A 12,273-nucleotide genomic window follows, 5' to 3' on the forward strand; every position below is an offset into this window, starting at 1 on the left:
CACCGCGGGTCCGATCGCCGTGGCGTACCTGCTCCCGGCACCGGCACGGCAAACGTTCCACGTGATCCTGGAATACCAGGTCAGAGCCCGGATTCGGTCACGGTCGCGCGCCCGCTACCCCGGACCGCAACCAGTGCGCCGGCCGTAAGGAGGCCCGAGCCCTCGTGCGCGCCGCCGCGGATCGGGCGGTGGCGGCGGTGTTTGCCCGCACCGGGCCGGGGCAAGCGGGACAGGTATGTTCGCGCTCCGCGGCCCCGGACGGGAGGACCGCAAGATCGGGCGCCCGCACCGGGGCGGCACGTCCGATCGCCGCACCGTCGACCGCCGGTCCGCTCCTCCGGCCGAGGCGCCGAGCGGAGACGGCGAGGCGGCCGCGGACCCGGCGAAGGAGGTCAAGCGCAAGGCGCCCGGCGACGGCGGCGGCGCAGGCAGTACGGCCCTGCGGTTCTCGGCCCGCGTGGGCCTCGTCGCCAAGGGCCTGCTCTACGTGCTGGTGGGCTACATCAGCGCCCACATCGCCGCCACCGGCCACTCCGGCGAGCAGGCCAGCGCCCGCGGCGCACTGGAGATGGTGGCGGCCACCCCCGTCGGCGGGATCGCGCTCTGGGTCGCGCTCGGCGGCCTCGGCGGCCTCGCGCTGCGTGAACTGGCCCTGCTCGTCTTCGGCGCGCGGTTGCGGGTGTGGACCACGCGGCGGGTCGCCGCCGTCGGCCGCAGCGTCGTCTACGGCCTGCTGTTCGCCACGGTCCTGCGGGTGGCGGTCGGCGCGGCGGCGACCAACCAGGACCGGCGCAGCGAGCACCTGACGGCGCAGCTGCTGTCGCTGCCCTACGGCCGGGTCCTGGTAGCGCTGATCGGTCTGACGCTCGTCGGGTTCGGCGCGGCGCTGGCGTTCACCATGGTCCGCAGGAACGCCTACACCCACGACATCGACTTCGCCGCGATGCCGCGCCGGATGCGCCCGGCCGTGGTGGCAATCAACGTTCCCGGCAACCTGGCGCGGCTGTCGATCGTCACGCTGGCCGGCGCTTTCGTGGTCCGGGCGGCGCTGGTCCGGGCTCCGGACAGCACGCAGGGCCTGGACGACACGCTGCGGACGGTCAGCAAGGCCCCCGCCGGCCCGCTGCTGCTGGGCGCCATCGCCTTCGGCCTGGTCTGCTACGGGCTGTACTGCTTCTGCAAGGCCCGGTGGATGCGGCCGTAACGGGCGCGCACGAGCCGCAGGGGAACGCGGCCGGGACCGGCCGCCCGAGGGACGGTGCCGGGTCGGCAGGGCGGGGCTCGGCGTCTAGGATCGGCGTCCATGGACGTGCTGCGCGGCGATCGGGCGGAGTGGACCTTCGACGGCGAGTCGGTCGACATCCGCTTCCACACAGGCGCGTTCAAGGACGCCATGCTCAAGGAGCTGGGCCGGTGCACGGTCCCCGTGTCGGCGATCTCCGCTGTCGACTTCGACCTGGCCGACAGCAGGCGAAAGCGCTGGACGCTGCGACTGCGGCTGCACGACCGGACCGACCCCTACGCCGCCGCGGGCGCGATGCTGAGCGAGGGCTCGGAGCCCTTCCGGCTGGTGGGGCCGGCGAGCAGTGAACTGGTCGCCGAGTACCTCGCCGACCAGATCCGCTTCGCCGCGCACCGTGCGGCCGAGGAGGCCGGCGGCTCAGGCCCCGACCCCCGCCTGGCGACCCGCCTCGTGCGCCCGCTGCCCCTGCACATCCAGACGTCGGAGGGCGCCGCCGTGTTCGACGGCGCGACGGTGCGGCTGATCTGGACCGGCGTCTCGGCGGCCGCGCGCAAGAAGAAGGCGCATCGCCGCGAAATCCGGCTCAGCGAGCTCACCGGCGTCGAATGGGTGCCCTCGGACGGCTGGGAGTACGGCCACCTCCGCCTCAACACGGTCGAGGCGGTGCGGACCGAGGTGACCAAGCCCAAGCACGACCTCGCGTGCCTGCTCTGCGACGAGGGCAAAGAGGGCGCCCGGGCCCTCATGATGGCCGCCACCATCACCGCCCACCTGTGGGCGCGCGACCAGGGCGCGATGGGGGAACTGGAGTCCTGACCACCGGGGCCGCGTGCGGGGAACCGCAGGCGCGGCCGGAGCCGCCGCACGCACCGGGAAGCCGCTCCATGAGCGGAGGTCAGTGCGGTGCCGTCATCTTCCGCGACAACTGCGGTGCAGGTTCCGACGAGGCTCAAGCCGCCGATTCGTAGAGGGTGCGGGCACGATGGTTGCGCGACTTGACGTCCAGCAGGCCCCCTGCGCACCTTGGTACCCGAAGGCGCGGTCGAGGATTGCGGCGAGCAGGGCCCCACCCGTTGCCCCGCCCCGCGATGGGCCGACACTATGGCCATGCGCCGCACGCCGCTGAAGCACGGCGACGCCAATGGTGGAACCGGCGTCCGCAGGCATCATGTGCTCCTGATCCGGATCCCCGAGCGCCCGCGCGTGCCACGCCTTCCCGGATTCCCCCAGGCGCACCCGCGCGTGGACCTCGGCCTCTCCGCTCACCAGCTCCGGAGGGCCGACTCGGCGATGCGGCGCAGAGTCGGCATGGAGGGAAGGCGTCCCACGCCTCGTCCCGCGACAGGCTCCGCTGGCCAGCACTTCGGCGAATTTCCCGGGCCAAGTACGTCATTGTCGTAGTCACTACGACCGGAATCACCCTGGAAAGCCCGAATTACGCATGTTAGCGTGAGTTTGCCCGCCCTCTATCGAAAGCAGGATAACCATGAAACTCACCTTGCTCGCGAAGGACAAGCTGTCCGGCGGCAAAGGATGCCCCTCGGTCTACGTCGCCGACACAGGCGATCTGGTCGTTCAGGGTGTAGAGCTGACCGGTTCCGAGATGTCTGAAGTACAGAACCCTCTCGAAGGAGAGGCGGCGGTCCGCATCGATCCGGAGATCGTGATCGAGGCGATCGAGCGATTCAGACAGAGCGAAACCGCTTAGAGTGGGTTGACCGGAGACCTTTCCGAGTTCCATGCGTCCCCGATAGCCCGCCGATCTTGTAGCTACTGCCGCTGTCGGCGGCGTGTCGCGGCGGTAGCTACAAAATCGGTGAGAACACGAAGCCGGTGAAGGTTCATTGCCACCACCGGGGCTGCGGCAGTGGGTGCTGTTCGCGTAGCGCGCGGCACAGCCCGCCGCCGAGCGCACGCTGGACGTTTCGGACGGAGCCGCACCGCCGGTGGACGGGGCTCGGCTCGGCGGAGCGGTGCGGCTTGTGCTCGACGGCAAGCCGTCATCGGCGCTTCGCGCGTGCGGACCCCATTGCCTCAGCTTCTCAGGCGCCCATCCCGCGAGTTTCCCTGAGGCTCCTGCCGGACCCTGTCACGACTGGCGCTTGCGCCCTCCTGAACACGCGTGATTCGCGTTCGCCGCTTCTCCCGGCAATCCAGTGTTTCCATCCCTGAACGACCATACGTGCCGGATGGGTTTAAACCAGGAGAACGCCGCATAGCCGGGTGAATCGCCGTTCGACTGACACGACCATGCCCATGCCGATAAGAGTCAAGGCAGGAACGCCCTCTGACGAAAGGCTCCGCGTGGTCTCTTCAACCACTCGCCCTCCCGTCCGATCCCCGCAACACCCCAGGAGGCGCTGCTGCGCGAAGTCGCCATCGCAATCGAACGCATCATCACCGCCGACCTCGACGGCCGTCCCGCATTCCTCCGCCCCAGACTCAACGGAGCCTGAACACTCGTGGTCTTCTCCCTCCGCGAGGGGGCGCGCAAAGTGACGCTGGAGGCGCTTTCGGTCGAGGAGTCGCTCGCCCTGCTGCGCGAGCACCTGGGTGCGGCGCGCGTCGACGCCGAGCCACGCACCGCCCGCGCGCTGGTGGACCATTGCGCTCGACTGCCCCTGGCGCTGCGCGTCCTCGCCGAGCGGCTGAACGAACTGCCCGGCCTCCCCCTGTCCACGATCGCGGCCGAGCTCTCCGCCGAGGACGAGCGGCTCGACGCGCTCGGCGTCACCGGCGACGAGCTGAGCGACGTCCGCGCGGTGTTCTCCGCCTCCTACAGCGCACTGCCGGACGAGGCCTCCGGGCTGTTCCGCAGCCTGGGCGTGTACCCCGGCGACGACTTCACCCCCGCCGGCTGCGCGGTCGCCGCCGGGCTCCGCCCTTCCCGGGCTCGGCGGCTGCTGGAGCAGTTGGCCGCGGCGAGCCTGGTGCAGCGGCTCAGGCACGACCGCTACCGCATGCACGACCTGCTGCGGGTCTACGCCGCGGAGCGGTTCCGCGCCGAGGAGCCCGAAGGGCGCGAGGCCGCGGTGATCGAACGGCTGGGCGGCTGGTACCTGAGGAGCTCCCGAGAAGCGGTGCGTGTCATCCTGCCGAACTTCCGCTTCGTGCCGCTGGACGGCTACGAGCGGGGCGACGCGCCGGAGTTCGGCTCGCCCGCGGACGCCGTCGCGTGGTTCGCCGCCGAACGCGACGGCATCGTGCAGACGCTGCGCGCCGCGCTCGAACAGCGGCTCGACGACCTCGCGTGGCGGCTGCCCGCGACCGCCTACCCGCTTTTCGAGTACGGGTGGCATTGGTCGGACTGGCGCGAGATCCACCTCATCGGCCTCGAAGCCGCGCGGGCCGCGGGCAGCCGGTACGGCGAGGCGCGCAACATGGTCGGGCTCGGCGACGCCGAGTGGTCGCGCGACGAGATCGCGACCGCCCTGGACGTCTACGAAGCCGCGCTGGCCGGCGCGCGCGAGGCGGGCGACGGCTGGACGGAGGGCTTCGCGCTGCGCCAGCTCGGTGAGCTCCGCTGGGAACGCGACCGCGACCCGCAGGCTGAGGCGCTGCTGTGGGAGGCGACCCACGTGTTCCACCGCGCCGGCGAGCGGCGCGGCCGCGGCATGGCGCTGTTGAGCCTGGCCGCCTACGAGCGCGACGAGGGCCGCACCGGCGCCGCAGAGGAGCACGTCCGCGCCGCGATCGCGCTGTTCACCGAGATCGCCGACACCTGGACCGCGGCGTGGGCCGGCTGCAAGCTGGCCGCGGTCCTCTCAGCGGCGGGCCGCTTCGACGAGTCCGTGGCGGAGTACGAGGCGGCCACCGCGGTCTTCGAGGAGGCCCGCCACCTCGAAGGCGTCGCCGTGGCGCGTTCGGGCGCGGGCCGGGCGCTGGCCGCCGCCGACCGGCCCGAAGACGCGCGCACCCAGCTCACCGCCGCCCTGGACATCCTGGAGTCCATGGAGGACCCCAGGGCCGCGCAGGTGGAGGCCGAGATCGCAGACCTCGGCTAGGCGAACCGCGCCCGCCGGTCCCTGCCCCGCCGGCGTCTGCGGCCTGCAAGGCTTCCCTCGGCGCGGTCGGCCACCCCTGCGAGCCGGCCGCGCCGGGGCGCGGTGTCACCCTTGGGTCGTGCGCAGGGACGGGGGAACCCAGCCCCAGCGCAGGGACCGCTCGGTGACGGTCAGGTGGTTGATCAACTCGATGAGCCAGCGCCGCTGCTCGTGGACGTCGGCGGCGCCCATGTGCAGTCGGGCTTGGACGCCCGGGGCGAGCGTGATGGTGAAGACCCTGCTCGGCGCATCGAAGCAGATGTCCAGTCCGTCGGTGTGCGGGCTGTCGATGACCGTGGGTTCGCGGTGGTCGCCGTGCGGAGCGCCGTCGGGCTGTCGTGTGGTCATGGCCGCATCACCGCCGACGGGATCGGGGAGTCGTATCGGGCGAGCGTGAAGTAGAGGCCGCATCCCTCGGAGCGGATTCCCCAGGCGTCGGCGAAGGCGTCGATAAGGAGGAGGCCGCGCCCTGATTCGTCGTCGCCGCCGGGCGTGCCGAGGGTGGGGACGGTGGCGGCGCCTTCGTCCTCGACGTCGACGGTGAGCGCGTCGCCGATGCGCACCCGGACGGTGAAGGTGCCGCCCGGCCGACTGCCCGACGCCGTGTGGCGCACGGCGTTGGCTGCGGCCTCCGACAGCAGCAACGCGGCGATGGCTGCGGTCGACTCCGGTACCGGCGGGTCGGTCGCCCGGGAGAGAAGGCCCTCCAGCCAGTGGCGAGCGTCGGCGACGCCGGTGCGGAGTCCGGGCAACGTGCGGGAGCGGGAGCGGACGCGTGTGCCGGTGCGCGGGAGGACACGTGTGCGGGCGCTGTCGGCGGCGTTCATCGCACACCTCCCCAGAACAGCGTGAAGTCGGGGAGGCGGGAGAAGCCGGAGACGAAGAGTTCGCCGCGCTGCTGGATGAGCAGGACGTAGGGGCGGACGCGGGAGGAGAGAGCATGCCGCGGCCGGTACCGGCGGCGGGAGCGGGGCGGTTGTGGCGGCGGTGGCAGTGGCGGTGATTGGGCGGTTCGGGTCCGAATTGGGCCGATAGTGTTGCACACGGGTCTCCACCTGGTGTTGCAGGTTGGGGGTCAAGGCCCTGGTTCGGTGTTTCTGCACCGGCCAGGGCCGTTTTCGGCTGCTTTGGCAGATCTCCTGCCGTGTCAATAGCCACCGTGTCACCTGCTCTCGGAGCTAGCCATAGGGGTGACATTGTTGTCGCTTGTTGCGGAAATCTGTAGCCAGTTGTATCCAGACTCTGGCAACCTGTTTCCATGAGCCGCGAAGAGCGAGCACGGTGGGCCAAGTTTGGCGATGAGATGCGAAAGGCAAGGGCTGCATCAGGTATGACGCAGCGCGACCTAGGCATCAAGGTCGGCCTGTCGCACGCCATGATCGGGGCGATCGAGCGAGCCCAACGTCGTCCACAAAAGGACCAAGTAGCCGATTTCGACACCACGTTGGCAACAGGCGGAATCCTGAGCCAGATCTGGGACGAGCTTACGACGGCGTCGAACGTACCTGCGGGCTTCCGCGACGTTCTTCACCTAGAGCAGCAGTCCCGGCAGATCAGGGAGTTCAACGCACAGATAGTTCCGGGGATCCTTCAGACGCGCGACTATGCGCGCGCCCTTATACGCACGCGGAGAATCACGGCCTCGCAGGAAGAGGTGGATCACCTGGTCGAGACCCGGCTGAATCGGCTGGAGAAGCTGCGGCAAGGAGAGCTTCCTCTGTTGTGGTTCGTCATCAGAGAGGCAGCGCTTACCCAGAACATGGGAAACCCAGCCATCATGCGGGGCCAGATGGCGCATCTCACCAAGCTGCGCACGGAGGGCGTCGTTCGGATTCAGGTCATTCCCGATTCCGCGCCGGCTCCGGCAGCGCTGTGCGAGGCGTTCAGAGTGATGACCATCGAGGGGGCGAACACAATCGGGTATGTTGAGCATGCCCTTGGAGGAGAGGTCAAGGCACTAGCGCAGCAGGTAGACGACTTGATCACCTTCTTCGAGACCCTGCTGGGCGAGGCTCTATCGCCCTCCGCCTCCCTCGAACTCATAGGCACGATAAGCGGTGAGCACCATGGAGAGATGGACTAAGTCCAGCTACAGCAATGGGACGGGCGCCAACTGCGTAGAAGTTGCCTGGCGCAAGTCCACCTACAGCACAGGCGGCGCCAACTGCGTCGAGGTCGCCACTCCGACGCCCTCCGTCCTCGTCCGCGACACCCAGCACCGCCCCCTCGGCCACCTGGACTTCCCCGCCTCCGAGTGGGCGGCCTTCCTCACCGCCGCCAGGGCCGCCGAGCTGTAACCCGACCTTCCTCTACCCCCCACTCCCCTACCCCGCAAGAAACCCGGTGAGGTGGCCGGCCACCTGGTCGGGCAGCTCCTCTTGGAGGGTGTGCCCGCAGGCCAGGCCCTGGCCGTCCACCGATCCGGTCGAGACCTCGCGCCAGGTCGCGAGCACGTCGTAGGTCCGGCCGACCGTGCCCTCGGCGCCCCACAGTGCCAGCAGCGGCTGTGTGAGCAGCCGTCCCGCCGCCGCGTCCTCGCGGTCGTGGGCGAGGTCGATGCCGGCGGCCGCCCGGTAGTCCTCGCAGACCGCGTGCACCATGCGCGGATCGCGGTAGCAGCGCAGGTACTCCTGCACCAGGTCCTCTGCAGGCACACCTTCCGTACGGCTCTGCCCGCTCAGGTGCATGCGCAGGTAGGTCTCGGTGGCGCCGGCGATCATCTCCTCGGGCAGCGGCTCGGGCTGGATCAGGAAGAACCACCAGAAGTACCGGGTGGCGAAGTCCCTGTCGGCCCGCGCGTACATGGTGGCGGTGGGCGCGATGTCGAGAACCGCCAGCCGCTCGACCGCGCCCGGGTGGTCCAGCGCCATTCGGTGCGCAACCCGCCCGCCGCGGTCGTGCCCGACGACCGCGAAGCGCTCGTGGCCGAGCTCGCGCATCACGGCCACCTGATCGGCGGCCATCACCCGCTTGCTATAGGGGGCGTGGTCGCCGCCGCTGCCGGGCTTGGCCGAGTCGCCGTAGCCGCGCAGGTCGGTCGCGACCACGGTGAAGCGCTCCGCCAGCATCGGGGCGACGTCGCGCCAGGTGGCGTGGGTCTGCGGGTGCCCGTGCAGCAGCAGAACCGGCGGTCCGCTCCCGCCGGTCGCCGCGCGGATGCGGACGCCTTCCCCGGTGTCGAGGTCGGCCGCGTCGAACCCGGGGATGAGCGTCGTCGGAGCCACGTCTCCTCCAGTCGCGAAGGCGGATTCAGCCCCGCCGCACCCGCCGCGGAGTCCGCGGCGACACTCTACGCCCGGCTGCCCGAACGCACCCCCGACCGGGCCGCGGCGCGCGGCCCCGGCCCCTGCCGCGGCGCATCGGTCGCGCTGGCGGCTGTACCGCGGTGGACCCCGGCCCGTGCCCGCGTCGGGGTGGGTGCCGGGGCGTTGGGAGCGGTTCGGGGCCCGTTAGGGTCGGTGGCCATGGACGAACGCAAGCTGGGCAAGACCGGTAGGAATGTCAGCGCCGTGGGGTTCGGCGCCTGGCAGATCGGGGCGGCGTGGGGTGACGTCAGTGAGGAGGACGCGCTCTCGGCGCTGCGGACCTCCGTGGAGTCGGGGGTCAGCTTCATCGACACCGCCGACGTCTACGGCGACGGCCGCAGTGAGCGGCTCGTGGGGCAGATCCTCAAGGAGTACCCGCACCTGACCGTGGCGACCAAGATGGGACGGCGCGCGCCCCAGGAGCCCGGGAACTACAACCCGGAGAACCTCCGGTCGTGGAACGACGACTCCCGCTCCAACCTGGGCGTGGACACGATCGACCTGGTGCAGCTGCACTGCCCGCCCGATGCGGTCTACGCGTCCGATGCGGTCTTCGACGATCTGGACGCGATGGTCTCCGAGGGCCGCATCCGCTCCTACGGGGTCAGCGTGGAGACCTGCGCGCAGGCGCTCGCGGCGATCGAGCGGCCCGGAGTGGCGAGTGTGCAGATCATCCTGAACGCCTTCCGGCACAAGCCGCTGGAGGAGGTGCTGCCCGCCGCGCGCGAGGCCGGGGTCGGCGTCATCGCGCGGGTGCCGCTGGCCAGCGGGCTGCTGTCGGGCCGGTACACGGCGCAGACGTCCTTCGGTGACGACGACCACCGCAACTTCAACCGCGCCGGCGACGCGTTCGACGTGGGCGAGACGTTCTCCGGCGTCGACTTCGCGACCGGGCTGGCGGCGGTGGAGCGCATCCGCGAGGCCGTACCCGACGGTATGACGATGGCGCAGTTCGCGCTGCGCTGGATCCTGGACCAGCCGGGCGTGAGCACGGTGATCCCCGGCGCGCGGAACGCCGAGCAGGCGCGCGGCAACGCCGCCGCGGCCTTCCTTGCGCCGCTTCCGCCGGAGGTGCACAGCACCGTCCGCGAGGTCTACGACGAGCTGGTCCGCCCCCAGGTGCACCACCGCTGGTGACGGTCGCGGGGAGGAGGCCGCGCCGCGGGTCGCGCGGCCTCCTCACCGCGGCCTCCTCGCGGCGGCCCGCGGCCCGGCGCCCGGCGGCGCCGGGCCCTCGTGTCCGGGGCCGCTGCGGCGGCGGTGCAGGGCACCGCCGCCGCACTGCGGCGCACCATAGCCCCTGCTCATCCCCGCGCGCTCCCCGCTGAACCGGCACTGTGCCCCACCCGCGCATCCATTGACATGCAACCTCTAGGTTGCCTAAACTGATAAGCAACCAAGCGGTTGCATTTAGGATCGTTGGACGGAATGGACGAGGTCTTCAAGGCACTGGCCGACCCCAGCAGGCGCCGGCTGCTCGACGCGCTGAACACGCGCAACGGGCAGAGCCTGCGCGAGCTGTGCTCCGAGCTGGACATGACGCGCCAGGCCGTCGCCAAGCACCTGGCGGTGCTGGAGGCGGCCGGGCTGGTGGCCACGGCCCGGCGCGGCCGGGAGAAGCTGCACTTCCTCAACGCCGCGCCAATCAACGACATCGCCGACCGCTGGATCCACCGCTACGACCGCGCGAGGGCGCGCGCCCTCGCCGACCTGAAACAGGCTTTGGAGGGGAGTCCCATGAGTGGCGACGACACCGGCGGCGCGACGAGCTTCGTCTACGTGACCTACATCAGCACCACGCCCGAGCGGCTCTGGCAGGCGCTGACCGATCCCGCGTTCATCAGCCGCTACTTCGAAGGCGGCGGCCCCGGCTCCGACTGGAAGCCCGGCTCGCCGGTGCTGTGGAAGATGACCGCCGACGACGAGTGGCACGACTGGGACCAGCGGGTCCTCGAAGCCGACCCTCCGCGCCGGCTCTCCTACAGCTGGCACACCTACCAGCCCGAGATGGCCGAGCACACCGGCTGGAGCCTGGAGGAGATCGAGCGGCGGCGGAGCGAACGGCGCTCGAAGGTCACCTTCGACGTCGAGCCCGCCGGCGCGGCGGTGAAGCTGACCGTCACACACGACGACTTCGAGCCCGGCAGCGCGATGCTGCAGAGCGTGAGCAAGGGCTGGCCGGCGATCCTGTCCAACCTGAAGACGCTGCTGGAGTCCGGTGAGACGCTGCAGATGGAGTAGATGCGCGGTGGGCTGAACCCGCTTCCGCGGCGGTGGCCGCACGCGCCAGACTGGACCCGGGTGGCCAGGGGGACCGGGGAGGCGGCATGGCGCTGGAGACCGAGGACCGGGAGTCGGACTCGCCCTACATCGCACGCGTGTGGCGGGGCCGCAGTTGCGGTGTCGAGCGGATGACGTCGGTGGCCACGGCGAACTGGGAACTCGTCGTCTGGACGGAGCAGGGCGTCGTCCGGGCCGCGGTCCGCGGCCCGGAGACGGCGGCGAGCGCGGCCGCGGTGCCCGACGGCTCCGAGTCGTTCGGGATCACGTTCTCGCACGGCACCCGCATGCCGCATCTGCCGGTGCCGCGGCTCGTCAACACGCAGCTGGAGTCCCCGCACGCGACGCCGCGCTCCTTCGTGCTCCGCGGCGAGGAGTGGCCCCTGCCCGGCTTCTCCACCGCGGAGCAGTTCGCGGCCCGCCTGGTCCGCGCGGGGGTGCTGGTGCGCGACCCGCTCGTGGCGGAGGCGCTCGGGGGCGAGCCCCCGAGCGCCGGCACGCGCTCGGTGCAGCGGCGCGTCGCCGCGTCCACCGGCCTGGCCCAGGGTGCCATCCAGCGCATCGAACGCGCCCGCCAGGCGGCGGTCCTGCTCGCCGAGGGCGCCGCGCCCCTCGACGTGACGCACCGGCTCGGCTACTACGACCAGCCGCACCTGGCCCGCTCGCTCACGCGCTACATCGGCCGCACGGCGACGCAGCTGCGGCGCGAGGACGCCGGCGAACCGCTGTCGCTGCTGTACAAGACGGACGCCTGCGGCCGCTCCTAGCCTGACCTCGGAGGACACCCGCGTCCGCAGAGAGGGCAGGAGACCATGGGCAGGATCATCTCGAACTTCTTCATCTCGCTCGACGGCGTCGTCGAGGCGCCGGACAAGTGGCACTTCCCGTACTTCGACGACGACATGGGCGCCGTCGTCAGCGACGGCATGGCCGCGAACACCGCGTTCCTCATGGGGCGCACGCTCTATGACGAATGGGCCGCCTACTGGCCCGAAAGCACCGACGAGCCGTTCGCGAGCCACTTCAACGAGGCCACGAAGTACGTGGTCTCGTCGTCGCTGACGGACCCCGCCTGGCAGAACACCACGGTGCTGCGGGACGTCGAGGCGGTACGACGGGTCAAGGACGCCACCGACGGCGACATCGGCATGTCGGGCAGCGCGACCACCGTGCGCCGGCTGCTGGCCGGCGGCCTGCTGGACGAGCTGCGCCTGCTCGTGCATCCCATCGTCGTCGGCCGCGGTCAGCGCCTGTTCGAGGACACGGCGACGCACAAGCTCGCGCTGACCCGGAGCAGGACCCTGTCGTCCGGGGTACTCGACCTCGCCTACACGCCGGCCTCCTGAGGCACCGCGGTGGCGGCCGGGCGGTGCGGCACGCGCCGCACCGGGAGCCGACCGGG

13 protein-coding genes are annotated in these 12,273 nt (G+C 71.2%); 10 read left to right on the top strand and 3 right to left on the bottom strand.

Translation table 11 applies throughout. The features are described 5' to 3' along the window. The first annotated feature begins 235 nt into the window (after positions 1-235). The 4 genes from ABEA15_RS19765 to ABEA15_RS19780 all read left to right on the top strand — a co-directional run bounded on the left by ABEA15_RS19765 (position 236) and on the right by ABEA15_RS19780 (position 5,247). Positions 236-1,204 (top strand): DUF1206 domain-containing protein, encoded by a 969-nt coding sequence (locus ABEA15_RS19765; protein ID WP_345558135.1) that lies wholly within the window; start codon positions 236-238, stop codon positions 1,202-1,204. Between the two features lie 99 nt (positions 1,205-1,303). After that, the gene (locus ABEA15_RS19770) at positions 1,304-2,059 is read left to right on the top strand and encodes a DUF4429 domain-containing protein (protein ID WP_344142094.1); all 756 of its coding nucleotides are present in this window, start codon (positions 1,304-1,306) and stop codon (positions 2,057-2,059) included. A 670-nt stretch (positions 2,060-2,729) separates the two neighbouring features. Next, positions 2,730-2,951: a hypothetical protein gene (locus tag ABEA15_RS19775; protein ID WP_344142095.1), complete on the top strand. Its 222-nt coding sequence runs from the start codon at positions 2,730-2,732 to the stop codon at positions 2,949-2,951. A gap of 754 nt (positions 2,952-3,705) precedes the next feature. After that, a complete protein-coding gene (locus ABEA15_RS19780; RefSeq protein ID WP_345558137.1) occupies positions 3,706-5,247 on the top strand; it encodes a tetratricopeptide repeat protein in 1,542 nt (513 codons plus the stop codon). Between the two features lie 105 nt (positions 5,248-5,352). On the opposite strand, the gene ABEA15_RS19785 is transcribed toward ABEA15_RS19780, so the two are convergent. After that, positions 5,353-5,634, bottom strand: coding sequence for a hypothetical protein (locus ABEA15_RS19785; RefSeq protein ID WP_345558138.1), 282 nt, complete (start codon positions 5,632-5,634; stop codon positions 5,353-5,355). Further along, a complete protein-coding gene (locus ABEA15_RS19790; RefSeq protein WP_345558140.1) occupies positions 5,631-6,113 on the bottom strand; it encodes an ATP-binding protein in 483 nt (160 codons plus the stop codon). Before ABEA15_RS19790 ends, ABEA15_RS19785 begins: the two co-directional genes overlap by 4 nt. Positions 6,114-6,544: 431 nt before the next feature. Here ABEA15_RS19790 and ABEA15_RS19795 point away from each other — a divergent pair, with 431 nt between their 5' ends. After that, positions 6,545-7,369 (top strand): helix-turn-helix domain-containing protein, encoded by an 825-nt coding sequence (locus ABEA15_RS19795; RefSeq protein WP_345558142.1) that lies wholly within the window; start codon positions 6,545-6,547, stop codon positions 7,367-7,369. Then, on the top strand, positions 7,353-7,583 hold the full coding sequence (locus tag ABEA15_RS19800) for a DUF397 domain-containing protein (protein WP_345558144.1): 231 nt from the start codon (positions 7,353-7,355) through the stop codon (positions 7,581-7,583). The genes ABEA15_RS19795 and ABEA15_RS19800 overlap by 17 nt, the downstream gene beginning before the upstream one ends. Positions 7,584-7,610: 27 nt before the next feature. Here the strand turns inward: ABEA15_RS19800 and ABEA15_RS19805 are convergent, their stop codons facing one another. Continuing rightward, positions 7,611-8,510, bottom strand: coding sequence for an alpha/beta fold hydrolase (locus tag ABEA15_RS19805; protein ID WP_345558146.1), 900 nt, complete (start codon positions 8,508-8,510; stop codon positions 7,611-7,613). A gap of 240 nt (positions 8,511-8,750) precedes the next feature. Here ABEA15_RS19805 and ABEA15_RS19810 point away from each other — a divergent pair, with 240 nt between their 5' ends. The 4 genes from ABEA15_RS19810 to ABEA15_RS19825 all read left to right on the top strand — a co-directional run bounded on the left by ABEA15_RS19810 (position 8,751) and on the right by ABEA15_RS19825 (position 12,217). Beyond that, positions 8,751-9,728, top strand: a complete 978-nt coding sequence (locus ABEA15_RS19810; RefSeq protein ID WP_345558148.1) for an aldo/keto reductase — start codon at positions 8,751-8,753, stop codon at positions 9,726-9,728. Between the two features lie 291 nt (positions 9,729-10,019). Next, positions 10,020-10,832: an ArsR/SmtB family transcription factor gene (locus tag ABEA15_RS19815; RefSeq protein ID WP_345558150.1), complete on the top strand. Its 813-nt coding sequence runs from the start codon at positions 10,020-10,022 to the stop codon at positions 10,830-10,832. 86 nt (positions 10,833-10,918) lie between these two features. Beyond that, positions 10,919-11,638, top strand: coding sequence for a helix-turn-helix domain-containing protein (locus tag ABEA15_RS19820; protein WP_345558152.1), 720 nt, complete (start codon positions 10,919-10,921; stop codon positions 11,636-11,638). Positions 11,639-11,683: 45 nt separating this feature from the next. Beyond that, on the top strand, positions 11,684-12,217 hold the full coding sequence (locus ABEA15_RS19825) for a dihydrofolate reductase family protein (RefSeq protein WP_345558154.1): 534 nt from the start codon (positions 11,684-11,686) through the stop codon (positions 12,215-12,217). Positions 12,218-12,273 lie beyond the last annotated feature (56 nt).

The sequence above is a fragment of the Streptomonospora halophila genome, assembly GCF_039542725.1.
GTDB classification, from domain to species: domain Bacteria; phylum Actinomycetota; class Actinomycetes; order Streptosporangiales; family Streptosporangiaceae; genus Streptomonospora; species Streptomonospora halophila.